Origin of the sequence: Actinopolymorpha sp. B9G3 (assembly GCF_040120725.1) — a bacterium.
Classification (GTDB): Bacteria; Actinomycetota; Actinomycetes; order Propionibacteriales; family Actinopolymorphaceae; genus Thermasporomyces.
In genome coordinates, this window is record NZ_JBEEAB010000021.1 from 77,528 (window position 1) to 104,461 (window position 26,934).

At 70.0% G+C, this 26,934-nt stretch carries 19 protein-coding genes; 8 read left to right on the forward strand and 11 right to left on the reverse strand.

The genetic code is table 11. From position 1 onward, the window contains the following. The first annotated feature begins 2 nt into the window (after positions 1-2). Together ABNF93_RS27885 and ABNF93_RS27890 are read left to right on the forward strand one after the other, a co-directional pair. Entirely contained in the window at positions 3-734 is a 732-nt protein-coding gene (locus ABNF93_RS27885; RefSeq protein WP_349331179.1) for an NAD-dependent epimerase/dehydratase family protein, read from the forward strand. A 202-nt stretch (positions 735-936) separates the two neighbouring features. Then, the gene (locus ABNF93_RS27890; RefSeq protein WP_349331180.1) at positions 937-1,863 is read left to right on the forward strand and encodes a nucleoside hydrolase; all 927 of its coding nucleotides are present in this window, start codon (positions 937-939) and stop codon (positions 1,861-1,863) included. Positions 1,864-1,988: 125 nt separating this feature from the next. Here the strand turns inward: ABNF93_RS27890 and ABNF93_RS27895 are convergent, their stop codons facing one another. The 5 genes from ABNF93_RS27895 to ABNF93_RS27915 form a co-directional block, all read right to left on the reverse strand. Continuing rightward, complete coding sequence (locus ABNF93_RS27895; RefSeq protein WP_349331181.1) at positions 1,989-4,298, reverse strand: discoidin domain-containing protein; 2,310 nt, start codon at positions 4,296-4,298, stop codon at positions 1,989-1,991. A gap of 152 nt (positions 4,299-4,450) precedes the next feature. Beyond that, on the reverse strand, positions 4,451-5,062 hold the full coding sequence (locus ABNF93_RS27900) for an O-methyltransferase (protein ID WP_349331182.1): 612 nt from the start codon (positions 5,060-5,062) through the stop codon (positions 4,451-4,453). A 46-nt stretch (positions 5,063-5,108) separates the two neighbouring features. After that, positions 5,109-5,876, reverse strand: a complete 768-nt coding sequence (gene uppS, locus ABNF93_RS27905) for a polyprenyl diphosphate synthase (protein ID WP_349331183.1) — start codon at positions 5,874-5,876, stop codon at positions 5,109-5,111. A gap of 49 nt (positions 5,877-5,925) precedes the next feature. Continuing rightward, the gene (locus ABNF93_RS27910) at positions 5,926-9,465 is read right to left on the reverse strand and encodes a phosphodiester glycosidase family protein (RefSeq protein WP_349331184.1); all 3,540 of its coding nucleotides are present in this window, start codon (positions 9,463-9,465) and stop codon (positions 5,926-5,928) included. Between the two features lie 155 nt (positions 9,466-9,620). Next, positions 9,621-10,571: a D-2-hydroxyacid dehydrogenase family protein gene (locus tag ABNF93_RS27915; RefSeq protein ID WP_349331185.1), complete on the reverse strand. Its 951-nt coding sequence runs from the start codon at positions 10,569-10,571 to the stop codon at positions 9,621-9,623. Positions 10,572-10,705: 134 nt separating this feature from the next. Here ABNF93_RS27915 and ABNF93_RS27920 point away from each other — a divergent pair, with 134 nt between their 5' ends. After that, the gene (locus ABNF93_RS27920) at positions 10,706-11,014 is read left to right on the forward strand and encodes a hypothetical protein (protein ID WP_349331186.1); all 309 of its coding nucleotides are present in this window, start codon (positions 10,706-10,708) and stop codon (positions 11,012-11,014) included. Between the two features lie 22 nt (positions 11,015-11,036). On the opposite strand, the gene ABNF93_RS27925 is transcribed toward ABNF93_RS27920, so the two are convergent. Beyond that, a complete protein-coding gene (locus ABNF93_RS27925) occupies positions 11,037-11,972 on the reverse strand; it encodes an SMP-30/gluconolactonase/LRE family protein (RefSeq protein WP_349331187.1) in 936 nt (311 codons plus the stop codon). Positions 11,973-12,157: 185 nt separating this feature from the next. Here ABNF93_RS27925 and ABNF93_RS27930 point away from each other — a divergent pair, with 185 nt between their 5' ends. Next, positions 12,158-13,063 carry a phytanoyl-CoA dioxygenase family protein gene (locus tag ABNF93_RS27930; protein WP_349331188.1) on the forward strand — a complete coding sequence of 302 codons (906 nt, stop codon included), beginning with the start codon at positions 12,158-12,160 and terminating at the stop codon, positions 13,061-13,063. Between the two features lie 322 nt (positions 13,064-13,385). Here ABNF93_RS27930 and ABNF93_RS27935 read toward each other — a convergent pair whose 3' ends face one another. Beyond that, positions 13,386-14,594: an AfsR/SARP family transcriptional regulator gene (locus tag ABNF93_RS27935; RefSeq protein WP_349331189.1), complete on the reverse strand. Its 1,209-nt coding sequence runs from the start codon at positions 14,592-14,594 to the stop codon at positions 13,386-13,388. 238 nt (positions 14,595-14,832) lie between these two features. On the opposite strand from ABNF93_RS27935, the gene ABNF93_RS27940 reads away from it, so the two are divergent. After that, positions 14,833-18,423 (forward strand): AfsR/SARP family transcriptional regulator, encoded by a 3,591-nt coding sequence (locus ABNF93_RS27940; RefSeq protein ID WP_349331190.1) that lies wholly within the window; start codon positions 14,833-14,835, stop codon positions 18,421-18,423. A gap of 8 nt (positions 18,424-18,431) precedes the next feature. Here the strand turns inward: ABNF93_RS27940 and ABNF93_RS27945 are convergent, their stop codons facing one another. The 3 genes from ABNF93_RS27945 to ABNF93_RS27955 form a co-directional block, all read right to left on the reverse strand. Beyond that, positions 18,432-19,028 (reverse strand): nitroreductase family deazaflavin-dependent oxidoreductase, encoded by a 597-nt coding sequence (locus ABNF93_RS27945; protein ID WP_349331191.1) that lies wholly within the window; start codon positions 19,026-19,028, stop codon positions 18,432-18,434. Positions 19,029-19,256: 228 nt separating this feature from the next. Next, a complete protein-coding gene (locus tag ABNF93_RS27950; protein ID WP_349331192.1) occupies positions 19,257-20,015 on the reverse strand; it encodes an anti-sigma factor in 759 nt (252 codons plus the stop codon). Beyond that, the gene (locus ABNF93_RS27955; RefSeq protein ID WP_349331193.1) at positions 20,005-20,757 is read right to left on the reverse strand and encodes an RNA polymerase sigma factor; all 753 of its coding nucleotides are present in this window, start codon (positions 20,755-20,757) and stop codon (positions 20,005-20,007) included. Before ABNF93_RS27955 ends, ABNF93_RS27950 begins: the two co-directional genes overlap by 11 nt. Before the next feature lie 161 nt (positions 20,758-20,918). On the opposite strand from ABNF93_RS27955, the gene ABNF93_RS27960 reads away from it, so the two are divergent. Further along, positions 20,919-21,974, forward strand: coding sequence for a class I SAM-dependent methyltransferase (locus tag ABNF93_RS27960; RefSeq protein ID WP_349331194.1), 1,056 nt, complete (start codon positions 20,919-20,921; stop codon positions 21,972-21,974). A 133-nt stretch (positions 21,975-22,107) separates the two neighbouring features. Here the strand turns inward: ABNF93_RS27960 and ABNF93_RS27965 are convergent, their stop codons facing one another. Next, entirely contained in the window at positions 22,108-24,036 is a 1,929-nt protein-coding gene (locus ABNF93_RS27965) for an IlvD/Edd family dehydratase (RefSeq protein ID WP_502877635.1), read from the reverse strand. Between the two features lie 364 nt (positions 24,037-24,400). Between ABNF93_RS27965 and ABNF93_RS27970 the strand changes: the two genes are divergently transcribed. Together ABNF93_RS27970 and ABNF93_RS27975 are read left to right on the forward strand one after the other, a co-directional pair. Further along, positions 24,401-25,666, forward strand: coding sequence for an MFS transporter (locus ABNF93_RS27970; RefSeq protein ID WP_349331196.1), 1,266 nt, complete (start codon positions 24,401-24,403; stop codon positions 25,664-25,666). 189 nt (positions 25,667-25,855) lie between these two features. Next, positions 25,856-26,863 carry a LacI family DNA-binding transcriptional regulator gene (locus ABNF93_RS27975; protein WP_349331197.1) on the forward strand — a complete coding sequence of 336 codons (1,008 nt, stop codon included), beginning with the start codon at positions 25,856-25,858 and terminating at the stop codon, positions 26,861-26,863. The last annotated feature ends 71 nt before the right edge of the window (positions 26,864-26,934 follow it).

Below are 26,934 nucleotides of genomic sequence, written 5' to 3' on the forward strand. Positions count from 1 at the left end.
GCATGCCGAAACCGTGCATCCTGCTCACCGGCGCCGCGGGTGGGGTGGGCCAGCTACTGCTGCCCGGCCTGGTCGAGTCCTACGACGTGGTCCTGACCGATCGCGTGCCCGCGCCCGGGATGGTCACCGGCGACCTGGCCGACCCGGACTTCCTGGCCAAGGTCACCTCCGGTGTCGACTCGATCATCCACCTGGCGGCCAACCCGGACGCGGGCGCGACCTGGGACGAGCTCCGTACCCCCAACGTCGACGTGGTCGCCAGCATCCTGGCCACCGAAGTGCCACGCGTGGTGCTCGCCAGCTCGGTCCACGTGATGGGTGCGTACGCCGGACATCGGCAGGTCCCGGTCGACCCCGACTGGGCCCCGGCGCCGTGCTGTGCGTACGGCGCGACGAAGGCCCTGGCAGAGGCGCTCGCGCGCGTCCGTGCGTACCAGACGGGCAGGTCGGTCGTGGCACTGCGGCTTGGTGCGACGTCGGCGGAGCCGGGCGACGTCACGGCGTTGGCGGGGTGGCTCGGACCGGCCGACCTCCAACAGCTGGTGGTCCGCGCGCTGGAGGCCGACGTGACGTTCGCGGTGTGCCACGGCGTGTCGGCCAACACCCGAAGCGACTGGCTCGTCCGCAACCCGATCGGCTACGAGCCCGTCCTCGACTCGGAGGACTACGCCGACCAGGTGCCTGTCGACGACTACTGGGCGTTGTGCTCTCCCGGCGGTAGGACACCGCGGTAGGGAACGTACTGCCCGGGCTCGCCGGGCGGCTGAACGCGGCGAACGGGTCCGCCACTGGTGCCCGCCTCCGGGTCGATGACGACCGGGCGTCGTACTCTCCAGGAAGTGGAAGCAGGGTAGGGTCCGCGTCGGCGCTGGCGATCCGAGTCGTTCGTACGACCGGATCGTAGGTCCGGCGCACACGGGAGGAACGGAGGGCGCCGTGGCGAACCCGCATCGGGTGATCCTCGACACCGATATCGGCTCCGACGTCGATGACGCGCTGGCCCTGGCCATGCTGTTCGGCGCGACCGATATCGAGCTGCTCGGGGTGACGACGGTCTATGGTGACGTCGATCTTCGCGCCCGGATCGCCCGACGCCTGGCTCGGCTGGCCGGGCACGACGGGCTCGCCGTGGCCTCGGGCGCTGAGCGCCCGCTGTCCGGTGCCGAGGCCTGGTGGGCGGGCTTCGAGGGTCAGCTCTACTCCGACCTGGGTGGCGAAGTGTTCATGGAGGACGTCACCGCGGCTGAGTTCCTCGCCCAGACGGCCGCCGACATCCCAGGCGAGCTGGACGTCGTGGCGGTCGGGCCGTTGACCAACCTCGCGGCGGCGATCCGGACCGATCCGGCGTTCGTGAGCAACGTGCGGCGGGTCTATGTGATGGGTGGCCGCTTCGACGTACGGGAGCAGGCGGAGCACAACTTCAAGTGCGATGCCGAGGCGGCCGCGGAGGTCTTCGCGTCGGGGATTCCGGTGACGGTCGTCGGCCTCGAGATCACCACGAGAGCTCGCATCGGGCCGGACGAGCTCGCACCGATCGCGACCGCCGGTGCACTCGGCCGCCAGATCGAGGCGGAGGTGCACCAGTGGTGGCAGTACACCGAGCACCAGTGGAACCACCCGCACGATCCCATCGCCGTCCTCGCCATGCTGCGACCGGACCTGCTCGGCCTGACGGGGCCCGTTCGGGTACGCGTCGAGCCGGAGGGTGACCTGGCCGGCGTCAGCGTGGCCGAACCGGTGCCCGTCGGCGAGGGTGTGGACGCGGCGCGCGCGACGTACGTCGTCGACAGGATCAACGTGGCGGGTGCGGTGGCGGCGACGGTCGCGCTGATCAAGGCCGCCGGCGACCTGGGGCCGTCCTGAGGTGACGAGAGCTGGTAGCGGCCGGCCGCGCGGGTTCATGATCATGCACGGGAAACCGGCGGCTTCGAGGACCGACAGACCCCGGTTTCCCGTGCGTGATCATGGTCCGGCACCCGTCGAGGTACTCAACCCGCGCGGGTGAATGCAGCGGTGGCGCCGGCCGGCAGCCGGTAGGTGTAGGCCGTACCCGCCCAGGACACCTCGAACGTTGCCACCCGCTGTCCGGCGTTGTAGACGACCTCCAGCTGGGTACCGTCAGGCAGGCTCGCCGTCCGGCGCTGCAGGTCACCCTCGCCGGTGGTGGTCACGGTGGGCACGGCCGCGTTCGCACCCGCGGCGGCCGCGTTCGCACCCACAGCGGCGGCGTTGGATGCGATCGCGCCCTCCGGCGCCAGGAGGTTCAGCTCGTGGATCGACCACCAGCTGCCCGAGCTGCCCGTGTTGACGATCCGGACGTACCGCGCCTGAACCGGTGGGACGAGAACCCGGAGCTGCGTACGCCCACCGCCGCGGGCGATCGGCTCGCCCCATGTCTCGCCGTCGTCGGAGACGTAGACCTCGTAGCCGCGAACGAAGTCGCCGGGGCTCCCCAAAGTGTCGAGGCTGATCTCGCTGAACGCCGTCGGCGCGCCGAGGTCGACCTGGAACCAGTCCCCTGGTGCCATGCCGGCGCCGGTGCTCCACCGGGTGGCCGGGTCGCCGTCGATCGCCTGACCCGCCGGATCCGCTGGCGCACTGGCCGATGCCGAGACCGTCCAGGCATCCCGCGGCAGTGCGGTCGGCGTACCGGGTGGTTCGAGCGCGCCACCGGTCGGTACGGAATAGCCGAGCCAGTTCTCCCCGACCCGGACCTGGCCGAGAGAGGCGAGCAGCCCGGCGTCGTAGCTCACGACCGGCCGGCTGCCGTCAGCGGCCCTGAAGGCGAGGTCGACCTGCCCGATCGTGTCGGCATCGGGCTCGCCGTGTTGGCGACCCGACCACACGAACGTCGCCGCGGCTCCTGGGGCGAGTGCGTAGGAGAACCACCGGTCACCCCACTGGATCTGGAAGGTCGTGCGTTCGGTCCCGGAGTTGTGCGCCACCACGGCCTTCGAGCCGTCGGGGTTGACGAACGCGACGTCTGCGACGTTGCCGGCGCCCAGCGTGTTCGAGGCGATCCGGCGGGCGCCCGGCCGGACGAACTTGCTGGCGTGGCCGAGCGCGTAGTAGTCGACCGTCTTCGCGTAGTCCCAACCCCCGTTGGCGTCCTGCGTCACCTTCAACACGCCGCGGCAGGTGAGGCAGCCACCGTTGGTGGGGCCGTTGGCCGCGTCGAGCGCCATGTTCCACCGGACGACGGACTTCGCCCAGTCGCGCGTGGAGTTGATGACCAGACCGATCGCACCGGCGAACCCGTCCTCGTCGGTGCCTTCCCATTCCCCGCCCGAACATTCGGTGTGATAGGCCGGCTTGGCCGGATAGTTGTTGTGGGACAGGGACTGCGCCCGCACATCGCCGCCGTAGCAGTGCCATGCGGTGCCGTGGACATGGCGCGCCGTTTCGGGGTCGGCGTAGAGGCTTTCCGGATAGCTGATGACGTCCCAGTTGTGGTCGTATCCGAGAATCCTGGTGTCGAGTTCGTGCTTGCGCAGCGTGGGTCCGAGGTGGTTTCGAATCAGCTCGCCCGCTTCCTCGGCGCTCAGGCCGAGGCCCGGATATCCACCGGGGATGTAGAGCGGTTCGTTGTTGGGTGAGATGTAGCGGATCGGAATTCCCTCGTTGGCGTACGCCTGGATGAACTTCGCGAAATAGTCGGCGAGTGGTTGGTAGGCGTCGGGTTCGAGAGTGCCGCCGATCATGTTGTCGCTGGTCTTCATCCACCCGGGCGGGCTCCATGGCGAGGCCATCAGGGTGAGCTGCGGGTTGAGCTTCCGGGCCTGGGTGAGCAACGGAATGATGTAGGCACGATCGTGGTCGATGGAGAAGTGGGCGAGAGTCGGGTCGGTCTCACCCGCCGGCATGTCGTCGTAGGAGTAGTTGCCCTCGACGGCGAAGTCGCTCGCTCCCATGGGTTGCCGGACGAAGCTCAGGCCGATCCCGTCGCGCGCGCTGAACAGGTCGCGCATCGCGGCGTTGCGTCGTTCGGTGTCCAGGCGGGTGCCGACCAGCCAGGCGGACGAGTCGGTGAACGACGCGCCGAAGCCCTCCATGCGCTGGTATCTGCGGGTCTCGTCGATCGCGATCGTCGATCCTTCGGGGGCGCCACCACGCCGCCATGACACGCTCGGTGCCTGCGTCAGGTACGTCCCGGCCGCCGGATCACTGACCCAGACGTCGACGCCGCCCGCCGGTGCCGCCGGGACGTCCGGGCTCGCCGAGTCTGCGGCCGCGGTCGTGCCCAGTGACGCGGCCACCATGGCGACACCGAGAGCCAGGCCATACAGTCGTCGAGGCATCCGTCCCCCTCCCAGGTCCTGGGCGGAACCTAAGCCCGGTCGAGGTCGTGGTCAATCCCGGTCGTCAGGCGCGACCAGATCGGCCATGCGTTCGTCATCATGCGTGCCACCGAGCGGACGGCGTTTTCCTTGCGGTGAAGGCGGATCTGGCGCTACGCCGTGCGGGTGCCGACCAGAAGGGAGTTGGCGAGATCAGGGAGTACGACCTCCACCGACACGAGCCGCGGGTTGCCGAAGAAGAAGTCCCGCTTGGGATCGTTCGTTCGCCAAGGTGAGTCGACCGGCAGCTTGGCGAGCGGTGTGACGTCGTCGAAGACCACCCGACCGCCGATCCGCAACAGGTCTATGGTTGCGTCGCCTTCGTTCCATCCGCCGTCGACGAAGAGCAGGTCGTACGGCGCGTGATCGGCGAGCACGAGTTGCGCATCGCCGTGAACGACGCGCACCCGTGAGTCGCCGCGGAACACCTTCGCGGCCGCCTGGGCGCGCGCGTCGTCGACCTCCACCGTCACCAGCGTGGCGGAGTCCGGCATTGCCGAGGCCATCCATGCTGTGCCGACGCCGGTGCCGGTCCCGGTCTCGCCGATCCGCCCGTCATGGCACCCCGCCGCGAGCATCGCGAGGATCCGCCCGGCGTCGGGCAGTGAGCACGAGGGGCCCTGGCCGCCCGCCTCTTCGCGGCTGGCGGGGAACCTGAGGTCGCGGGCCGCCGCCAGGGCTTCGCGTACCAGAGCAGGAAAGTCGTTGTCGTCGTCCGCTGTCATCGAGTTGCCGACCCCTCACTACCGCCGCGTCGCGGTTCGTTCGGGTTCATCGTTCCAGCCGGGCCGCGTAGGCACGGAGGGCGCGCAGGAAGTCGCGCTGCCGGAAACCCGGCCAGTAGACGTCACAGAAATGGAGTTCCGAGTACGCCGTCTGCCAGATCAGGAAGTCGGACAGTCGCTGCTCACCACTCGTACGAATGACGAGATCCGGCGCGGGTTGCCCACTGGTGTCCAGCTGGCTTGCGATGTCGGCGACGGTGACCCGCTCGGCCAACTCCGCGGTGGTGGTGCCGGCACGGGCCTCTTGCTCGAAGAGCGAACGCAGCGCATCGACAAGCTCGGCCCGTCCGCTGTAGCCGATCGCCAGTGTCAGGTGGCTGTCGGTCTCCTGCCCGGCGGTGGTCTCCCGGGCGAGTTTGAGGGCGTGTGCCGTCGAGTCCGGCAACAGGTCGAGGTGCCCGGCGAGATGGATGCGCCAACGGCTGGAGGGCTGCGCGAGGCGCTCGGCGATCACCCGCTCGGTCAGGTGCATGAGAAAGGTGATCTCGTCGGGAGAACGCTTGCGGATGTTGTCGGCGGAGGCGACGAAGACGGTGACGTGCCGAATCCCCGCGTCCGCGCACCAACCGAGGACCGTGTCGATGTGTTCGGCGCCGGCCTGGTGGCCGAGGCTGACGTGGGCCAGTCCCATCTGGCGAGCCCAGCGGCGGTTGCCGTCGATGATGAGGGCGACATGTCGCGGGATCGGCCCGGACGCGACCTGTCGGCGCAGCCGCCTGAGGTAGAGCGAATTCACCAGATCAACGAAACCCATCCGGTTCAAGCTACCGCACGTCTCGCTGACGCATCCCACCTTCGTCCAGTCAGGCCGCAGCCTGCGCCGACAGCCTGATCGTGGTGTCCGTGGACGTGCCGTTCACCGTGACGGCGAGCCGGATGGACGCCGGCTTCCACGCGGTGAGAGTGCCGGTACGCGGGTTGAAGACTGCCGCGTGCCACGCTTCGCGCTCGGAGTCGTCGCCGATCAGGACGTTGGGCGAGCCGGACCACGAGGCTGTCACCGGATAGCCGACGGGGAACGTCTCCTCGCCTTGTGTCAAGAGCGCCTTGACATCCACCGACTCGCCGACCTCGACCTCGCCCGGTGCGGCCAGCTCGAGGGCGTCGACGTGCGGGCGTACCTCCGCGGCGATCCACTCCGGTGCGTCGCGCAGCGGATCGTCGCGCGCGGCGTCGGCCTCCTTGCCGGTGACCGGATCGACGCCCCACCGGGACCAGCCGGTGACGCCACCGTCGGCCGGTGCGGTGGACGGGGACTTCGCGGAGTTCCCGTTGACGAACGCAGGAAGGCCATCCACATGCGCGGCATGGAACGTTCCCACATGCGCGCCGATGAACACCGCGCCCTTGCCGGTCGAGCGTTGGAAGTCCGACAGCCACGACTCGATGACCGCCGCCTCCTTGCGATCGCTCAGCTCGCTCGCCTTGGCGGGCGTGGGGTCGCGCAGCGGCACGTGCTGGACCAGCGCGACCGATCCGACGCCCCGATCCTGTGCGGCCTTGTCCAGCTCCTGCCGCAACGTGCGAAGCTGCGTCCAGTCGCTGCCTCTGATCGACAACGCGGAGGTGTCGACGGTGATGAACCGGGTCCCCTTGTGGTCGAACACCCGGCTCGTCTCACCGAACGCCGCGGTGAAGTTGTCGATGCTGCCGCCCATCACCTCATGGTTTCCGGGTACGTAGTAGTACGGCAGCTCGCCCTCGAGCTCCTCGTCGAGGATGCGTTTGGCGAGGGCGAAGTCCTCAGGGGAGGCTTCGTCCACCAGGTCGCCGTTGATGAGCAGGAAGTCGGGATCGCTCGCGCGGATCTCCCGCAGGGTACGCCGCGCCTGTCTCACCAGGGCGCTGTCGGGATCGCGGGCGACGAACTGCGCGTCGGACATCACCGCGAACGTCCACGGTGCGCCGTCGACCGTTCCGTTCTGCAGGATCAGCGGATCCTCGACCTTCTGCGCTCGTGGGACCTCGACCTCCGGCGGCACCAGGGCGGTCAACTCGTCGATGATGAGCTCACCCTTGTACTGCGCCTCCGGCTTGGTCTCGGCCGAGTAGTAGCGCCGGATCGTCAACGGGTACTGCGTTCCCGCCGGCACGCTGAAGCTGAGCTGCTGCCATCCGGTCGAGGTGAGGAAGCCCGCGCGGAACGCCGGCAGCAACGCCCCGGTCCCGTCGTACGCCTGCAGACTCGCCCACTCACCATGGCCGGACGAATGGACCCAGAGCCGCAGTTCGCGTGGCTGGCCCGGGACCTCGATGCCGTCGGTGGCAAGGGCTCCGCCGGTCCGCGTTGCCGTCGACTCGTCGAAGTTGTAGGTCAGTGCGAGGCCCTGGCCGACCTTGCCGGGTGCCGGAGCGATGCTGCCGGTGGCCCGCTCGCCGAAGTAGCTCCACAAGCTCGGATCCTCGAAGTCCGACACGACGATCTCGTCGAGACCGACGGTGACGGGCAGTGTCAAGCTCACCTTGCCCGCTCCGGTCGTCGCGCTGATGACCACCTGCGTCGAACCGCGTGGCTGCTTCGCGGTCACCGTGAACTGCCCGGTGCTGTCCGGTGTGATGTCGATCAGCGCGTCGTCGTAGGACAGCGTGAGCTCGCCGGGCTCGATCGGAGCGGTGTAGCCGCCAGCGTCCTGGCCGACCACACCGAACCTCGCGGTTCCTCCGTCGTCGACGATCGCCACCTGCTGGGTGCTGGCGGAGAGTCTGGCGAGCGGGCGCAGCACGTGGAGCTCAGTCTTTCCGCGGACATTTCCGTCGTAGGCCTCCACGGTGACCCACCCAGGTTTGCCGGCGCGGAAAACCCCGTCACCGTTGACGGTTCCGCGCTTCGGTGCGTCGGTCGTCCAGGTCGGGTCGCCGTCGGCTGGACCGTAGGTCTCGTCGTAGCCCGTCGCGGTCAGTCGCCGGGTCAGCCCGGGGAACACCCGGTCCGGCCGTGCCGGGGCGACGCTCGACGAGCCGGCTGCGGTGTCGGGATCCAGCGCGGTCTCCACCCACAGGCCGTGGAGTTCCTTGCTGCCCTCGGGCGCGAACAGCGCCAGCCCGTTGGGATCGGAGCGTTCCCTGCCGTCGGACGGGCGGTTCTCGACCTCGGCCGTCGTCGCGCCCGGTGTGCGGGCAACCATGGTGGTGGACCCACCGCCGTCGAGGTTGACCGCGTTGTGCGCACCGAGTTCGACCATCATGGTGGCCAGCTCGTCGAGTCCGAGTCCGTCGGCGAACGCCGGCTGCCGGCCGTCGGCGGTGAGGACGTACATCTTCGTACCGTCGGCGGAGAAACCGACCGCGGTGCGTGGCGCCGGCGGCACGTTGTTGCCCTGACTGGCCTTCTGTGGGACGCCGTCCACGACGAGCAGCTGCCGGCCGTTGAGGGCGGTCCGGATCTCCTTCTCGTCTGCCGTACGTGCCGCGTAGTCGATGCTCACGGCGTCACCGACCGCCAAGCCGGCAAGGGTATCCGCGCCTGCCTCGCGACCGACGAGGACGAAACCGCCGGTCGGGATGGCACCCTCACCGGCTTGCGGCCGCACCGCGGTCACCGTCCCGTCGACGACCTCGACCTCGGTCACCTTCGCCGCGTCCTGGGTCGCTCGGCACCGGCAGTACGTGCCCCAGAGCGGGGTGAACGCCTCGATCGCGTCCGGCGCGAGCGTCGGCTTGTTGATGCCGGCAAGGGGGGCGGACGCGCCGTCGGGCAACGCGATCGTGCCGTTGAAGAGGACCTCGCCGATGCGGCCGAGGCCGTCGGGAGTGAGAATCGCCGCCGACTTGTGCCAGGTCGGGTTGGTGTCGGGCGACTGGATGACCTCGCCTTCCCTGATGCCGACACCCAATGGTGCCGTGGAGTTGTTGATGTCGAAGAAGTCGCCGTTGACGGCCGCGGCGGCGCCGACCCGGTTGGCCTGGACGGAGATGGGCTCGCCCTTGGCGACCTGACCGGGGAAGAGGTAGCCCGGCACCGTCCCCTTGGTGAGGTCGACGGTGAGGCTGTCGGCCTGCAGCCAGGTGGGCGTACCGGTGAAGCCATCCGGTCCGTACCGGTCGAACGACCGCAGGGTGACGCCTGGCGCGACGGGTCTCTGCCGTTTGTACGTCTCCATCCGCGGTTCGACCGCGGCCGATGCTTTCGGCGCGCTCCTCGGCGCGTCCAGGTCGAAGCGCGCGGCGTCCGACGTCGATGACCGCAGGTCGGGGAGTGGCGCAGGCGTCGCGTCAGGCGGGCCGGCCGCGGCGGGTCTCGTCCCGCCCGGCAGGACCAGACCGAAGAGAATCAACGCGGCCGCGGCGATCGCCGTGGCGGGCGCGAGACGTCGAGTGCGTGTGGACGTAGGCGTCGAAGACATCTGAGCCTCCCCTGGGTCGTACGCAGTGAAGCGCAGAAGGAGGCGATTTACCAGACATTGAGCTTGACCGAAAGAAAACACCGCATGGCCGGCGGGAGTTGCGGCGGCGGACCGGGCGTCGCGGGAAGCGCGTGACGAGGCGTTGTGGTGCGGGGTCAGGTGAGGACGTTCACCGGAGTTGCGGCGAGGTACGCGGCGATCGCGTGGACCGCCTCGGGATACCACGTGGCGTACGTCCCTCGCGTCACGAAACCGATGTGCGGCGTCAGCACGGTGTTCGGCGCGGACAGAAGCGGATGTCCGGCGGGAAGCGGCTCCTTGTCGTAGACGTCGAGGGCGGCACCGGCAATCTGGCGGTCGTGGAGCGCCGCGACGAGGGCGGACTCGTCGACGACCGGCCCACGCGAGGTGTTGACGAGAAAGGCCGTCGGCTTCATCAGGCCGAGCTCATGGGCACCCACCAGTCCGCGCGTCCGAGCACTGAGCACGAGATGCACGCTGAGGACGTCGGATCGCGCGAACAGTTCGTCCTTGTCCACGCGCGCGGCGCCGCCCTCGGCCGCGGCGGGGTCGGTGAGATTCTGACTCCACGCGATCACGTCCATCCCGAACGCCCGCGCCACCGGCACCATCGCCCGCCCGAGCCGGCCCAGACCCAGCAGCCCGAGCGTCGACCCGCCGAGATCCGTGCCGAGGGTGTGCTGCCACCCACCCGCCCGCATCCGTGCGTCCTCCGCCGGCAGGTGGCGTACGACCGCGAGGATCAGCGCCCACGCCAACTCCACCGTGCCCGGCGTACCGCCTCGCGTCCCGCACACGGTCACGCCATGCTCGCGGGCGGCGTCGAGGTCGATCGAGGCGTTGCGCATGCCGGTGGTGACGACCAGTCGCAGCTGGGGAAGCCGGGCGATCAGGGACCGTCGCAGCGGGGTGCGCTCGCGCATCAGCACGAGGACCTCGTAGGGCTGGAGCCGGTCGACCAGCGCGTCCTCGTCATCGAGATGGTCGGCGAAGAACGTCACCTCGGTACCGTCGGGGAGGGCTTTCCAGTCGGCCAGGTCGGCCGCCACCTCCTGGTAGTCGTCGAGCACCGCGACCGTCGTCATCACGCGTCCCTTCCGCCGGTTGTCACCGGCCCGATCATGCCGGGTCGGCGTGGTCCACGGCCAGGGACACCTCCGGCAACCCGGCATCCACCAGTCCACGCCCGCGTGCGGCTTCGTTCCGCTAGGCTTCCGCGATGACCGCCCTGCCGCCCGACGTCCAGCGCAAGGTCCGGCAGCTCGACAACGACGTCCAGTCGATCTACGAGCTGCTCGTGACCATCCAGGTGACCCAGCAACGCCAGGGCAACCGACTGGACGAGCTGGCATCGGATGTGGGTGTGCTCAAGTCGGATGTGGGTGTGCTCAAGTCGGATGTGGGTGTGCTCAAGTCGGACGTGGCCAGGCTCCAGGCCGAGCACGGGGCAAAGCTCGACGCGATCCTCGACCTCCTGCGCAACCGCGAGCCGGAGCGGCCCGGGGCGCGGGACGGTCAGCCCGCGTAAGGGGAGAACTCGCCGGCCGGGCTCAGCCGGCGAAGGGGAGGACGGGAAGCCCGCGCACCCCGGTCTCGGCGACGAAGATCGCACCCGCCGACGGCTGCTTGCCTTCGGGTAGCCCTTGGCGCGAGGTCGTGATGTAGAGCTCGTCGAGGTTCGACCCGCCGAACGTGCACGCCGTCACCTGCGTCACCGGCAGCTCGACCACACCGTCCAGTCGCCCGTCTGGTGCGTACCTGCGGACCGCGGAACCGCCCCACATCGCCACCCACAGGTAGCCCTCGGCGTCGACCGTCATGCCGTCCGGGCCGCCGTGCTCGCCGGGGATCGTGACGATCGGGCGCCGGCTCTCCGCCACGATGCCCCGCGCCGGGTCGTAGTCGAAGGCATCGACGCGCTGCGTACGGGTGTCGATGTAGTAGGCAAGGTGCTGCTCGGGCGCCCAGGCGAGGCCGTTGGAGATGGTGACGTCGGTGAGGACGACGGAGACCCTGCGGTCGAGGTCGAGGCGATAGACCGTACCGGCGCCGGGTGTCCCGGCGAAGGCCATCGAGCCGCAGTAGAACCGGCCGTGCGGATCGCAACCACCTTCGTTCATCCGGATGGTGGGATCGGACCAGACCTCGCCGAGGTGTTCGATGGTGCCGTCGTCGGCGAGGAGGAGGAACCCGCGCTCGTTCGCCGCGACCAGTCCACCGCCGACCCGGGGGCGGAAGGCCGCCGCCACCTCTCCGATGTGCGTACGCGTGACGGCGCCGGTCGCGAGGTCGGCGGTGAGGATGTCGCCCGCGAGCATGTCGACGAAGCGCAGGCCGCCCCAGCTGGGGTGCCATACCGGGCCCTCGCCGTGGTGCGCGTGTGGGTCGGTGACCTGCTCGACAGCGACCATGGTGTCCTCCGCGTAGTCGTCCTCTGGGTCGGCGGCCAGCTCGGTGCCGCCGGGTGATCCGGCACCACTGGCCATCGCGATGATGCCGGATCACCACCGTCCGCGGCCAGCCGCGGCAGGAAGTGTCCCGACGAAACGGATCAGGTAACGGAGGGTGATGTCAGGATCAGACAGGTTGTGGCCACGCAGGTGCATGGCTCGTCGGCGGTCCGCCCACGCATCCTGGTGGGACGAACGTCAGTATCGCGAAGGGGTGTGCCATGTCCGCTGTCCCACAGGTCGAGCGGCGGCCGTCGCCGGTCGTCCTGCACGAGACGGTTTCTGACGCGTTGATCGAGCAGGTCCGACAGGACGGCTTCGCTGTGCTGGCAGGTGCGCTGTCGCCGGCCGAGGTCGCCGAGATCAACGCGGAGGCCGCTCGCCTGTGCCGCGGCGACCTGGGCGAGATCAGCGGAGTCGAGGCAGCGGACGCCGACGAGTCCGACGCCGACGTGATGCGGCGCTACCTGTGCATCCACTTCCCGAACAAGCTGTCGAAGGTGATCCAGCGCTCGCTGCACCATCCGCGGATCGTCGACGCCCTCACGAAGGTGATCGGGCCGAACGTCAAGTGCATGCAGTCGATGCTGTTCATGAAGGCGGAGGGCAAGCCGGGACAGGCGTGGCACCAGGACGAGTTCTTCATCCCGACCCGGGACAGGTCGTTGACCGCCGCGTGGATCGCGTTGGACGACGCCACGATCGAGAACGGCTGCCTGTGGGTGCTACCCGGTTCGCACCGGCGCGGCGTGATCTACCCCGACCGCGACCAGGACGACGAGCGTTTCGACTGCACGGTCGAGCTGTACGACTTCCCCTACCGTGACGAGGACGCCGTGCCGGTGGAGATCCCGGCGGGCGCCGCGGTCATCTTCAACGGCTACCTGCTGCACCGGTCGCTGCCGAACTCCGGCCGGGATGGGTTCCGAAGGGCACTGACCAACCACTACATGAGTGCCGAGTCCCTGCTGCCCTGGGGCAAGGTGCCCGACAACATGCACGTGGCCAAGTGGGACTACCGCGACATCGAGATGGTGGCGGGCGAGGATCCGTACGCCTACAAGGGGACCGAGGACTTCGCCCGGCCCGGCGTGCGTCCTGACAAGGAGGGCGGCTGCGGCCGCTGACCCGCGCCTGGCGGGGCCGGGAATGACCACGCTGAGCATGCCTGTGGCACCTGGGCATGGTGTCGACACCTCGATGACGTACGCACGCATGCTCAGCGTGGTCATTCGCACGAGGCGCAGTCGCCGCCCGTCGCACGACAGGTTAGGCCGGGCGGCGTGGATCCAAGAGAGCGGACTCAGCTCTTGATCGAGCCGATCATGAGGTTGTCGAGGATGTGCTTGCGACGATCGACGGCCAGGGGTAGTCGCTCCACGAGGCGAGGAACGTCAACACTCCGAGCACCGACAGCGCGCCCGGGCGGGCGAAGAGCGCGGGTTCTGTTCAGGAGGTGCGGAGCAGGCGGGACCACGAGTGCAGTGGTGCCTGCACGACGACACAACCCATCGAGCGCGCGAAGCGGATGAGCTCGGCAACCTGATGCTCGAGCGCTTCGGTAGTCGCAGCGCCCGGTCCGCCCTCCGCGCCGGCTCCGGCTGGAACCACCGCCGCGCCAGCCCCACCCGCCGCGCCGGTCGCCCCGACCACCAGCATCAGCGTGGGTCCGGCCGCCAAGACCAGCGTCGGCGTACCGGCCAGCGTCGGCGTACCGGCCAGCGTCGGCGTACCGGCCAGCGTCGGCGTACCGGCCAGCACCGGTGTACCAGCAGGTGCCGGCGTACCAGCAGGTGCGGGCGTACCAGCGGTGACAGCGGCCAGGCCCGAACCCGACCGCAGGGCGGCAACAGGTCCCAGGTCGGCCGGGCCTGGAAGCCGTTCCTGCAGGATCGCCACATGCAGCTCGCGAGTGGCGCGGGCAGGATCGACGCCGAGCTCGGTCGCGAGGGTGGAACGTAGTTCTTCGTACGCCGACAACGCCCGCGCCGGCTCACCCACCAGTGCGTACGCCCGCATGAGCGCCCGGTAGGCCGCCTCGTCCAGCGGATCCGCCGCCACCGCCGCGCGCGCCAGGTTCACCGCCGTCGGAAGGTCCCGGGCGTGCTCGGCCGCCTCGGCTGCCGTGTGTCGGGCGTGCCGGACGAGTTCGCGGTGGACGGCGCGGGCGGGAGCTACCCAGTCGGCGTCGGGCTCGCCCTCGAGGACCTCTCCGTCGAGCAACGCGAGCGCGTGCCGTGCCGTCGCCAGCGCGTGCGCCGGCTGACCGTCGGCCAGCTGCTGGTCGGCTTCGGCCACAAGCCGCTCGCCACGGGTGAGGTCGACCTCGAGCGCCCCGCCCAGGCGGTAGCCACCGCGCCCTCCCACGACCACATCAGGGCCGAGGGAGGTGCGAAGCCGGCTCACCAACGTCGCGAGATTCTCGGCCGGCCGGCGCGGCGGTGCGTCCCCCCACAGCACCTCGATGATCCGGTCGGTGCCGACCAGCCGCCCGTGTTCGACGGCCAGTAGCGCCAGCAGCGTGCGGGCCTTACGGCTACCCACGTCCGTGGTGGACAGGACCCGGCCCTCACGGTGGACCGCAAGACTGCCGACCACGCGGACGTAGGGGTCGAGGATCCCCGGCCGGTCACGCGCCGCTACCGCTGCGGATCGCATCCGGACCCCCTGGACGAGAACCTGTCGCCACCCCGCCGCGTACTCCCCATGGGCAGACGGTCCCCCACGGGTCTGGGCAAATCCTGGGCAAGTGATGGACAATCCGCCCGCCGGCCGGTTCGGGTCGTCCGGGGAGGTCAGGACGCTGAACAGACCTGTTCGCCCGTACGAACACGATCTCCGGGTCGTGCCGGCCGCCTGCCTGTTAGCCTGCGAATCTGGCCTCGAGGGAGCCCCTATGCGGTTTCGGATCCTCGGACCGCTTGAGGTCTGGGACGGTGAGCAGCGGTTGGCCGTGGGCGGACCGCAGCAGCGGGCGCTCCTCGCCCTGCTACTCCTCAACGGCAACCGCGTGACGTCGGCCGACCGGCTGGTCGCCCACCTGTGGGGTGACGACCCGCCGGCCAGCGCGCGCGGTCTGCTGCAGGGGTGCGTCGCCCACGTGCGGCGGGTGCTGCGGGTGGACGACGGCACGTCGCACCGTCAGCGGCTGCTGACCCGGGCTCCCGGATACGTCCTCGAGGTGCGCGCCGGGGAGCTGGACCTCGACCAGTTCGACGAGCTGGTGCGGGCCGCCCGTCACGCGCTGACCGGGGGCGGCGGGGCCATCACGCGTTCGGCGATGGCCCTGGGCCAGGCGGCCGACCTGCTGGCCGAGGCGCTGGCGCTGTGGCACGGCCCCGCGCTCGCCGGTCTCGACATCGAGGCGTGCCGTTCCGAGGCCGTACGCCTGGAAGATCGCCGGTTGACGGTCCTGGAAGAACGCATCGACGTCGACCTGCGCCTCGGGCGCAACCCCGACCTGGTGGGGGAGCTGCAGGGCCTGGTACGCGAGTATCCGCTGCGCGAACGTCTGTGGGCGCTACTGATGCTGGCGTTGTACGCGGCCGACCGGCCGGCCGACGCTCTTGCCGCGTACCGGCAGCTTCGTGAGGCCCTCGTCGAGCAGCTCGGGGTCGAGCCCGGTGCGACCGCGCGTCTGCTGCACCAGAGCATCCTCGCGGGTGGCGACGCCATGGAGGACTACCTCGGGGCGCGCGGCGGGACGCCGGTCACTGCGGGGGGTACGGCCACGGCTGGGGGTACGGCGACGGCTGGGGGTACGGCGACGGCTGGGGGTACGGCGACGGCTGGGGGTACGGCGACGGCTGGGGGTGCCTCGACGCCGGGCCAGGTCGCGATGCCGGGCCAGGTCGCGACGCCGGACACAGCCACGACCCCGGCAACGACACCGGCCACAGCCACGAGCCTGGCCACGACCACGACCCCTACCGCGGCGTCCGCGTCCGCTGCCGGTTCGTCGTCCGCCACGCCACCGCCCGTCATGGGTGCGCCGGCGCAGCTCCCGGCGGCGACGGTGGCGTTCACCGGTCGGACCCGGCACCTGAAGCGCCTCGACGAACTGCTCGCCGACGATGGCGACACCGGTGGAATGCCGATCGCGGTGATTTCCGGAACTGCCGGCGTAGGCAAGACGGCACTCGCCGTCCAGTGGGCGCACACCGTCAGAGACCGGTTCCCCGACGGTCAGCTCCACGTCGACCTGCGGGGCTACGCGCCGATGCCACCGTTACAGCCGGCCGAGGTGCTGGCCGCCTTCCTCCGTGCACTCGGCGTGGCGCCCGACCAGGTGCCGGCCGAACTCGAGCAGGCAGCGGCGCTCTACCGCTCATCGCTGGCCGGCCGGCGGGTGCTGGTCGTACTCGACAACGCCCGGACAGTCGACCAGGTCCGCCCTCTCCTGCCGGGTAGTCCGGGGTGCCTTGTCGTCGTGACCAGTCGTGACCGGCTGGGCGGGTTGGTCGCCAGGGAGGGTGCTCAGCACCTCACGCTCGACGTTCTGGAGCCTGGCGAAGCGCGGTCTCTGCTCGGTCGGGTCCTCGGCCAGGAACGCATCCACGCCGACCAGCACGCGGCCGACGAGCTGGCCCGGCTGTGCGCCTCACTCCCACTGGCACTCCGGATCGCCGCCGCACACCTGGCTGTCGACCGCCGGCGTAGTGTCGCCTCCCTCGTCCATGACCTGGCCGGCGAGCACCGACTCGGAGCGCTCGAGGTCGCAGGTGACGAGCAGAGCGCGGTCCGGGCGGCGTTCGACCTTTCGTATTCCGCGTTGGAGCCGGACGCGCAACGCCTCTTCCGACTGCTCGGTCTCATGCCCGGTCCGGACGTCACCGCGGCGGGCGCGGCAGCGCTTGCCGGGATTCCGCCCGCTCAGGCGTCCTGCCTCCTCGACCGGCTGGAGGCCGCCCACCTCGTCGACCGCCCCGCACCCGGCAGGTTCGCGTTCCACGACCTGCTCCGCCTCTACGCCGCCGAACGCACCGAAGCCGATGATCCCGTGGCCGACCGGAGGGCGGCGTTCGGGCGGCTCCTGGCCGCGTTCCTGGTCACCGCCGATGCGGCTGCCGCGCTGTTGTATCCGGACCGGATCCGCCTACCAGCGCCGGACAGCGACCAGCCACCGCCGCGCGCGCTCGCCGCGCTCGAGAACCACACCCAGGCGCTCACCTGGTTGGACGCCGAACGCGCCAACCTGGTAGCCGCCGTTCGACACGCCGCGGTGCATGGGCCCAGATCACCGGCCGCACTCCTCGCCAACACGCTGAAGGGCTACTTCAGCCTGCGTACGTACAGTCACGACTGGCAGACGGTCGCGTCCGCCGGCCTCGCTGCGGCGGAGGCAGAGGGTGACCTGCACGGGCAGGCCGCGGCACACCTGAGTCTCGGTGCGAGGTACGAACGGGAGAGCGACTACCCGCACGCGTCCGTCCACTACACCCGCGCACTCGACCTTGCCGACGAGTGCGGGTGGCGGGAGGCGCGAGCCGTGGCGCTCGGGGAGATCGGCATCCTGTGCCGCCGTGCCGGGCGACTCGACGAGGCGGCCGACTACTTCTCGCGGGCGCTCGACACCGCGCGGGACATCGGCTGGATGCCGATCGTCGCCGGCCGGTTGGTCAGCCTCGGCAACCTCTTCGCCGAGGCCGGCAACCTGCCGCGGGCGGCCGAGTACTACGCGGAGGCACTGCCGGTCTTCCAGCAGGTTGGTTCCCGCGGCGGCCAGGCGGTGTTACTCGGCAACCTCGGTGAATGCTGCCTCGTCCTTGGCCGGCTCGACGAGGCACTGACCCACTTCACCCAGGCGCTGTCGCTGAACCGGGAGCTGGGCCATCGCGTCCAGGAAGCCGACAACCTGCGTGCCCTCGCCACGGCACACTGCGACGCGGGACGGTACGCCGAGGCACTCGAGCTCGCCCGGGCCGCCCTGTCGGGGAGCCGCGAGGCGGGAGACCGGCGGTTCGAGGCCGATGCCCTGAACACTCTCGGTACGGTCCACCAACGGCTCGGCAACTTCGCCGAAGCGGTCGACCACCACGACCACGCCCTGCGGCTCAGCCGCGAGATCGGAGTCCGCCAGCACGAGGTCGCCGCCCTGATCGGGCTGGCTCATTCGTACCAGCATCTCGGCCGGGCAGACGACGCGAGCGGCTGCGTCGAGCAGGCTCTCACGTTGGTCCGGCAGGCGGGGTACCGGCTGCTCGAGGGCCCGGCGCTCACGGCATCCGCCACGATCATGATGGCGCAAGGCCGGCTTGACGAAGCGGTCGAGGGGGCCCGGAAGGCTCTGGGGGTGCACCGCGAGGTCGGGCACCGCCTCGGACTGGCCCGCACCCTGCTCGTGCTGGGTCGGGCGTTGCGGGAACGGAACGAACCCGGGGCTGCCGAGAGCGCCTGGCAAGAGGCGCACACGTTGTTCGCCGAGATGAACTCGCCCGAGGCCCACCCGGTCCGTATCCTCCTCGCCGACGCCTCCCCGTCTGGGTGATCCTGGGCTCAGGAACCAGTGGACGGGTCGTCGGCAAGCGTCGGGTCAGCGATCGGTGTCGGGTCGTCGGCGGGCGTTGGGTCGGCCGGCGTCGGGTCGGCGACAGGGGACAGCAGCAGGATGGGGATCCGGCGACGGGCCGCGGCAGCGCGCCGTTCGTACCGCGTCCATCCCGGGTGCACCTCCAAGGCCAGCCGCCAGAGACGCAGGCGTTCGTCGCCGGTGGTCTCGCGCGCCTCGACCACGGTCGAGACCCCATCGACGGTGATGATCGCGCGGGGATGAGCGCGCAGGTTGTGGTACCACGCCGGATGGTGGCTCTGGCCGAAGTTCGACGCGATGAGCACAAACTCGTCGCCGTCCGGGATCGTGAGCACCGCCAGGGTGCGTTCCTTGCCCGTCCTGGCACCGGTCGTCGTCAGCATCGTGACGGGCAGACCCGACACCAGGCTGGACGCGGTGTGCCGGCCGTGGGTACGTCGATAGACCAGGGCGTCGATCCGGTGCAGTATCCGCGCATAGACCCAGGACACGGGAGCCGTCGCCGACGACCAGCGAACGAAGCGGGCGAACGGTCCTGCCTCTGCGTTCCTCGTCAGTCTCATCGCCATCAGATCCCCACTGGTTCGTCGAGGGAGAGCTGGTAGATGTGCCAGGACCCAGTGTTCTCCACCGGCAGCGGCGTCGTACCGGCGAACCCTGCCACGGTGGCATTGGCAGGGATGGGCTCCGTCAGGTTGCCTCCGCTTTCGACCGCGGTTCCACTCCCCGCGCGAGCGCAGCGGGTGGCCCCGCCGAGCGCAGCCGGTGGCCCCACCGAGCGCAGCCGCGCGTCATCGGGCGGGTGCGATGGTGCCGCTCAGAACGACCCTTCCGGAGGACTCCGTACCCTCACCCTCGCGCTGAAGGGTGACGGTGAGCAGCGGATAACGGGCGGGGTCGATGCCGGCCCAGAGCTCGACCGGTTCCTCGTCACCCTTGAGGTGGAACGTTCCGATCGGGACCAGGTGGCCCTCCGGTGACTTCATCCACGCCTCGTAGAACGTTCCCGGTGGTGCGGGTGGCAGGCCGGTGACCCGGACGGTGATCGCGAGTCCGCTCGCGGTGTCCCTGACCCGAGCCACGGCGCCCGCGTCCGGGGCGAGTTCGGTGCCTGCCAGGACTACCTCGGTGCCCCGTCGTCCGACGTTCTCCTCCGCGGCGAACCAACCGCCTACGGCGCCGCCGCCGAAGATCAACACCGCGGCGGCGGCGACGAGCAGGTGCCGCGGGGCCGCCCGGTATCGGCGGGCTGGCCCGATGTCGGCGCCGACCTGGGCGGCGCGCCTCGTCCGCCGGCCCCGGCCGGGCCGCCCAGCGCGTCTGTCGCCGGCGGGGTGTTCGGCGGCGGAGCGTTCGGCGGCGATCCTGGGGCCGCCGCCACGGCGTTCGGTCTCAATCTGGGACAGGACCCGCCGCAGAGTCAGGTCCGGCGGTCCTTCCCAGACCGCCGGCGATCCGAGGAGGGCACGGACGCGGACGGCACCGTCGGGAGCGCCATGGGCGGATGCGCCGGTTTCGAGGTAGTCCTTGAGTCGGTCGTCAGGGTTCATCGTGCCGCGCTCCCGGGTCCGAGTACGGCTGGTACGCAGCGGACGGGTCGGTCGGTTCGCGGACGGCACCAGGTACTCCCGGTCCGCCGGGCCCGCCAGGTGCGCCCGTTACGCCGGTTCCGCCGGGTCCGCCAGGCACGCCGGTTCCGCCAGGTACGCCGAGCACGCCGGATGGTCCCTCCGCCCCTTCCGGGCTGACGACGCAGAGCGGGCGGAGCCACCCGGCGAGGCGCCGGTGGGCGCGGTGCGACCGGGACTTCACGGTGCCGATCGGGATGCCCAGCTCCGCGGCGATCTCCGCGTGACTGCGTTGGCCGAAATGCGCGAGGCGAACAACGTCGCGTTCCTCCTCGGGCAGCCGGTCCACAGCGGCGCGCACCTGGTACGCCTCCCACATGGAGTCGAGCTCCGGGCCGGCCACGACGGCCGACGTCTCCTCGAGTTCGGTCGTCGGCATCCGCCGGCGTGAGCGCCAGATGTCGACCGAGACCCGGCGGGCGATCGTGAAGAGCCACGGCGCGATGTCCTGCGTAGGGTCATAACGCGCCGCTGCCCGCCAAGCGCGCACGAACGTCTCCTGGACGGCCTCGACCGCCAGCTCCCGATCGCCGAGCACGCTCCACGCGACGGCGAAGACCGGACCGTTGTAGGCGAGATAGACCTCGCGGACGCCACTGTCCTCGCCCCGACGGAACGAGTCCAGTACGGAGGGCGCGAGCGCGGTTGTCGTACGTGCGGCCATTTGGTCGCGAGCTTGGTCCCGGACATTGCAGTGGCGTTGCGGTGCGCCTCCTGCAACCGCGGTGCAACATGCCGCGGCAGCGTTCCGGCTGGTGTTCCGCGAGCGACGCGCAACGTTCCACGGAACACCCACAGCCCGTCAGGAAGGAACGTGAGGGCGCGATGGACAACGACAAGCTGATGGAGTTCCTGGGTCGTTTCGTCGGCGACGTCGGAGCGACGATGGCGGCCGGAAACGTCGTCGTCGGCGAGCAGCTCGGGTTGTACCGGGCGTTGGCCGAGTCGGACAAGCCGCTCCAGCCGGCAGACGTCGCCGAGCGGACCGGCACCGATGCCCGCTATGTCGAGGAGTGGCTGCGTGGGCAGGCCGCCGGGGGGTATGTGGAGTACGACGCCGACGCGGGCGCGTACTCCATGACCGAGGAACAGGCGTTCGTCCTGACCGACCCCGACGGCGCGGTCTATGCGCCAGGTGCGTTCCAGCTCGCCCTCGGATCGCTACGCGCGCTGCCAAGGATCGTCGAAGCCTTCCGTTCCGGCGAGGGTGTCGGCTGGCACGAGCACGCCCAGGAGGTGTTCGTCGGGTGTGAACGCTTCTTCCGCCCGGGCTACATCGCGCATCTCGTGAGCGAGTGGCTCCCGGCACTCGACGGCGTCGAGGCGAAGCTGGCGGCCGGTGCGCGGGTGGCCGACGTGGGGTGCGGTCACGGCGCCTCGACCGTGTTGATGGCGGAGGCCTACCCTGCTTCGACATTCGTCGGCTCGGACTACCACGCCGGTTCGATCCGTTCGGCGAACTCCCGTGCGGCAGAGGCGGGCCTGTCCGAGCGGGCGAGTTTCACCGTCGGATCGGCGCAGGACTTCACCGGTGGTCCGTACGACCTGGTGACCACGTTCGACTGCCTGCACGACATGGGCGATCCGCTTGGTGCCGCGCGACACATCCGGGACTCGCTCGCCCCCGACGGTACGTGGATGGTCGTCGAGCCGTTCGCGGGGGACTCGGTCGCTGCGAACCTCAACCCGGTGGGGCGTGTCTACTACTCGTTCTCGACGTTCCTGTGTGTTCCGAACGCCCTGTCGCAGGACGGTGGCTACTCCCTCGGCGCGCAGGCCGGGGAGCCTCCGATCCGGCACCTGGTGACCGACGCGGGATTCACGAGGTTCCGCCGGGTCGCCGAAACGCCGTTCAACATCGTGTACGAAGTGCGCCCCTGACCCCACCGGTCGACGCTTACGGCGCAGGCGTACTCCCGCCGCTTCTGTTGCATGAGGGGCGCCTTGATCCAAGCGGCCGTAGGATCAGGGGACCCCTCATGCAGACGGCGAGCTCCCGACGAACACCCGCCGCCTAATGGGACTCGCGCGGGACCGCGTGCCCACGGGAGCCTTGCAGGAAGTCGAAGTCGACTCCCTCGTGGGCCTGAAGCACGTGCTGGGTGTAGAGCCAGGCGTACCCGCTCGTGTACTTCTGCTCGGGCGGGGTCCATTCCGCCCGGCGGCGTTCGAGTTCGGCGTCGGACACGTCGACGGTGAGGGTGCGGGCCGGCACGTCGAGCACGATCCGATCGCCCGTACGCACCAACGCCAACGGTCCGCCGACCGCCGCCTCGGGCGACACGTGCAACACCACCGTGCCGAATCCCGTCCCGCTCATCCGCCCGTCGCAGATCCGCACCATGTCGGTGACGCCGGCCTTCAGCAGCTTCGTCGGCAGCGGCACGTTGGAGACCTCCGGCATGCCCGGGTAGCCCTTGGGTCCGGAGTAACGGATCACCAACACGTCCGTCGCGTCGACGTCCATGTCCGGATCGTCGGACACGGCGTGGTAGTCCTCGGGTGAGTCGAAGACCAGCGCCCGCCCCTCGTGCTTGAGCAGCCCGGGCGACGCGGCCGACTGCTTGATGACGGCACCGTTCGGCGCGAGGTTGCCGCGCAACACCGCCGTGCCCGTGTTGGGCGGCTGGAACGGTTCGTCCAGCGCGTAGATCACGTCGCGGTTGTAGCACTCCGCGTCGGCGTTGTTCTCGGCGATGCCGCGTCCCGTCACCGTGATCTGGTCGTTCCGCAGCAGCCCACCGTCGGCGAGCTCGCGCAACACCACCGGCAGACCGCCGGCATAGCAGAAGTCCTCCATGAGGTACTTCCCGGACGGCATCAGGTTGACCAGCGTCGGCACCGGTCGCGCGAGGGTGTCGAAGTCGTCGAGGTCGAGTTGTACGCCGAGCCGGCCGGCCAACGCGAGCAGGTGCACGATCGCGTTGGTCGAGCCGCCGATGGCGGCATTGGCGCGGATCGCGTTCTCGAACGCCGGTCTGGTGAGGATCTGGCTCGGCCGCAGCTCTTCGTGCACCATCGCGACGATCCGTTGGCCGGCGCTCTGCGCGACTTCGTAACGGCGGGAGTCGACCGCCGGCCAGGTCGCCGAGCCCGGCAGCTGCATGCCCAGCGCCTCGGCGACACACGCCATCGTCGATGCCGTACCCATCGTCATGCAGTGGCCGTTGGACCGGGCCATGCATCCCTCGGCGAAGTAGCACTCCTCCTGGGTCATCTTGCCGGTCTTGAGGTCGGCCTCGAACTTCCACACATGCGTACCGGATCCGACGTCCTGGCCCTTGTACTTGCCGTTCAGCATCGGTCCGCCGGTCACCATGATGGCGGGGATGTCGACCGACGAAGCGGCCATCAGCAGGCCCGGAGTGGTCTTGTCACAACCGGAGAGGAGGACGACGCCGTCCATCGGGTTGGCCCGCATCAGCTCCTCCGCCTCCATGGCGAGGAGGTTGCGGTAGAACATCGCGGTCGGCCGCAGCATCGTCTCGCCGAGTGCCATCGCCGGGAACTCCAGCGGGAAGCCGCCGGCCTGCCAGACACCGCGCTTGACGGCTTCGGCGACACGGTGCAGGTGCGAGTTGCAGGGCGCGAGCTCTGACCAGGTGGTGGCGATCCCGATCACCGGCCGGCCGTCGAACACGTCGGGTCCGAAGCCCTGGTTGCGCATCCACGAACGGTGCGTCATACCGGAACGCCCGGTCGCGCCGAACCACGTCCGGCTCCGGAGGGGTGCCTTCTCCCCTGCGGCTCCCTGCGCTGACGCTCCCTGGCCTGGCGTCGACTGGCCTGGCGTCGACTGGCCTGGCGTCGACTGGGTGCGTGCTTCCTGGCCTGATGTCGGCTGCTCTGACATCGCCCGCTCCTTCGAGGCTCGGTCACCGCCAGGCGTGCAGTACGGAACACGCTGGCCTGCTGGGGCGTACTCAGCGGACAGCATAGACATCTGACGTATTCCGCCGGCCGGCCGTGGCATGGTTCGTGGACAGCCCGGCCAGCCGACACGGTGGCGATCATGCAGGACGAACTGGAACGATCGCCGCGACACGAGGGCCACTGGAAGGACGCAGGGACCACGCAGGACCACGCAGGGACCGCACCGGGACGACGACGCTGGTCAAGTAGCGCCCTCACGTTGCACAAGTCGGCGTCCGTGCTGGCTTTTCGTACTCGAGTGATCGCATACTGTGGCAAGGGTCGGGGCATAGCGCGCATTCGGACGACCTGATTCTGCGGGTCCGAGCGCGACGGGGAGGGCCGGAAGCGGTCAGGTTCATGACATCAAAAGGGGCGGAGTTGTGCGGACGGGGATGACGCTTCGAGTGGACCTTCGAGTGGACCCTCGCTTCGTCGGCTACATCCTCGCGCGCGGCCTCAGCTACGTGGGCGACAACGTCTGGCTCATCGCCGTCGGCTGGTCGGCCGCACAACTCGGCGATCCACGGTTGACCGGAATCGTCCTGGCCGCCACCGGCATTCCCCGTGCGGCGTTCATGCTCGTCGGCGGTGTGGTGGCGGACCTCCGTGGGCCACGACGGTTCATGTTGGCGGCTGACGTCCTGGCCGGTCTCACCGCTCTGATAGGCGCCGGTCTCACCGCCGGTGGCGAGCCTCCCACGGCGTGGCTCCTCATCGCTCTCGGACTGGCGTTCGGCACGATCGACGCGTTCTACCTGCCGGCCGCCAACAGCTATCTCGCAGCGCTCCTGCCCCACGCGGAACTTCCGCGGGGTGCGGCCGTTCGGCAGTTCACCCGGAGCATCTCCGAGGCGCTCGGACGAGGTGCCGGTGGCATCCTGGTCGCTCTCGGCGGATTCGCGCTGGCTGCGTTCGTCAACGGCGCGACTTTCCTGCTCTGCTTCGCGATTCTGATGTTCGTCCGTCCGCGGTTCACGATCGTACGACCGAAGCGGGACACCGGCGTCAGGCAGGCGCTGACCGACGGGCTGCGTTACGTCGTAGGGCATCCGCTGATCCGCGGGCTGGCCGTCATCACGCTGATCCTCAACATGGTGGCCATTCCGGTCGAGACGATCGGTGTCGTCCTCAAGGCACAGGACGCGGGCTGGGGCCCGTCCGGATACGGCCTGGTGGCGGGATTCCTTGCCGGTGGGCTGATCGTGGGTGGCCTGCTCGGCGCGGTCGCGCAGCCGCCGAAACGGGCCGGCTTCGCGTTGGGGCTATGGATCATCGCCGGACTCCCCGGCTTCGCCGGGCTGATCTTCGCCACCGACGTGTGGACGGTCTGCGCGGCCGCGGCATGGTGGTCGTTCTGCCTCGGACCCTGCAACGCGATTCTCAGTGGCCTGCTGCTGACCGAGACCAGGCCGGATGTTCTCGGCCGGGTCCAGAGCGTCGTGACGGTGGTGTCGAGTGCCATGACGCCGTTGGGGATCGCGGCGTTCGGTGCGTTCGTCGGCGTGGTCGGCCTCGGGCCCGTCGGGGTGGCCTGTTTCGGCTGTGTGGCCGCCACGACCGGATGGATGCTGCTGTCGCCGGCGATCAGTCGGGCGGAGGTCCATGACCACTCTGACGGCCCCGGTCACGCGCCTGCGGCGATGTCCTCATCGGACTGACCGGCCGACGCCGGCCGGGCTTCACGGCGATCCGGCGGGCAGTGAGGACGATTGCCTCGTACGCAGCGTGCTTGCATACTATGCGAGGTCGAATCGCTTCGACCTCTGGTCGGCAGCTTCGTCGGCACCATCCTTGTGGTGAGCAACAGCTTGTGGTGAGCAACAGCAGGGGTAGCCATGGTCGGGATCGTGGATGTCGCTCGGCACGCCAAGGTGTCGGCCAGCACGGTGTCCTACGTGCTCAGCGGCAAACGCCCGATCGCTCCGGAGACCCAACGCCGCGTCCACGCGAGCATCCGGGCGCTGGGTTACCACCCGCACGCGGGCGCACGGGCCCTTGCCAGCAAGCGCAGCAACGTCCTCGCCCTGGTGGTTCCGCTGCGTACCGGCGTGCATGTTCCGGTCCTCATGCAGTTCGTCACCGCCGTCGTCACCCGGGCCCGCGAGGTCGACCACGACGTTCTCCTCCTCACGCAGGACGAGGGTGAGCGCGGCCTGCGCCGCGTCGAGGCGAGTGCGCTCGCTGACGCGATCATCGTGATGGACGTCGAGCTGGACGACGTACGCGTGCCGCTGGTGCGGTCGCTGCGGACTCCCTGCGTACTCATCGGGTTCCCTGCCGACGCCGAAGGACTGACCTGCGTCGACCTCGACTCCGCCGCTGCCGGTCAGGCGTGCGTGGGTCACCTCGCCGACCTCGGGCATCGGCGGATAGGTCTCGTGGGAAGCCCGCCGGCGGTCTATGCGCGCGGGACCGGCTTCGCCACCCGGGTCGCCGACGGGGTGGCCGCGGCGGCAGGCGAGCGTGGCGTTCTCGTGGAGACGCGTGCCTGCGAACCGACCCGGGAGGCGGCGTTCGCGGCGATCGAGGAGTTGCTGCGGACGATGCCCAACTTGACGGGGCTGATCGTCCACAACGTGTCGGTGATCGAGTCGGTGCTGGCCGCCCTTCGCGAACGCGATCGGCGAGTGCCAGACGACATCTCGGTGGTCGCGATCTGTCCGGACGAGCTGGCCGCGCGCCTCGATCTGTCGTGTGTCGCCCTGCCCGCCGACGACGTGGGCCGCCGCGCGGTCGACCTGGCGATGGCCAAGCTGTCCCAGGGTGTGGTGCCGGCCGCCACGCAGCTCGCGCCGCGGCTGACTGCCCGCGCCACCACCGCTCTGGCGCCGAGGTGCGACAGCTCCGGTGATTGACCACGCTGAGCAGGGTTGTGGTCGGTGTAGCCCGTCGGCCGCTGCGGTGATTGACCACGCTGAGCAGGTTT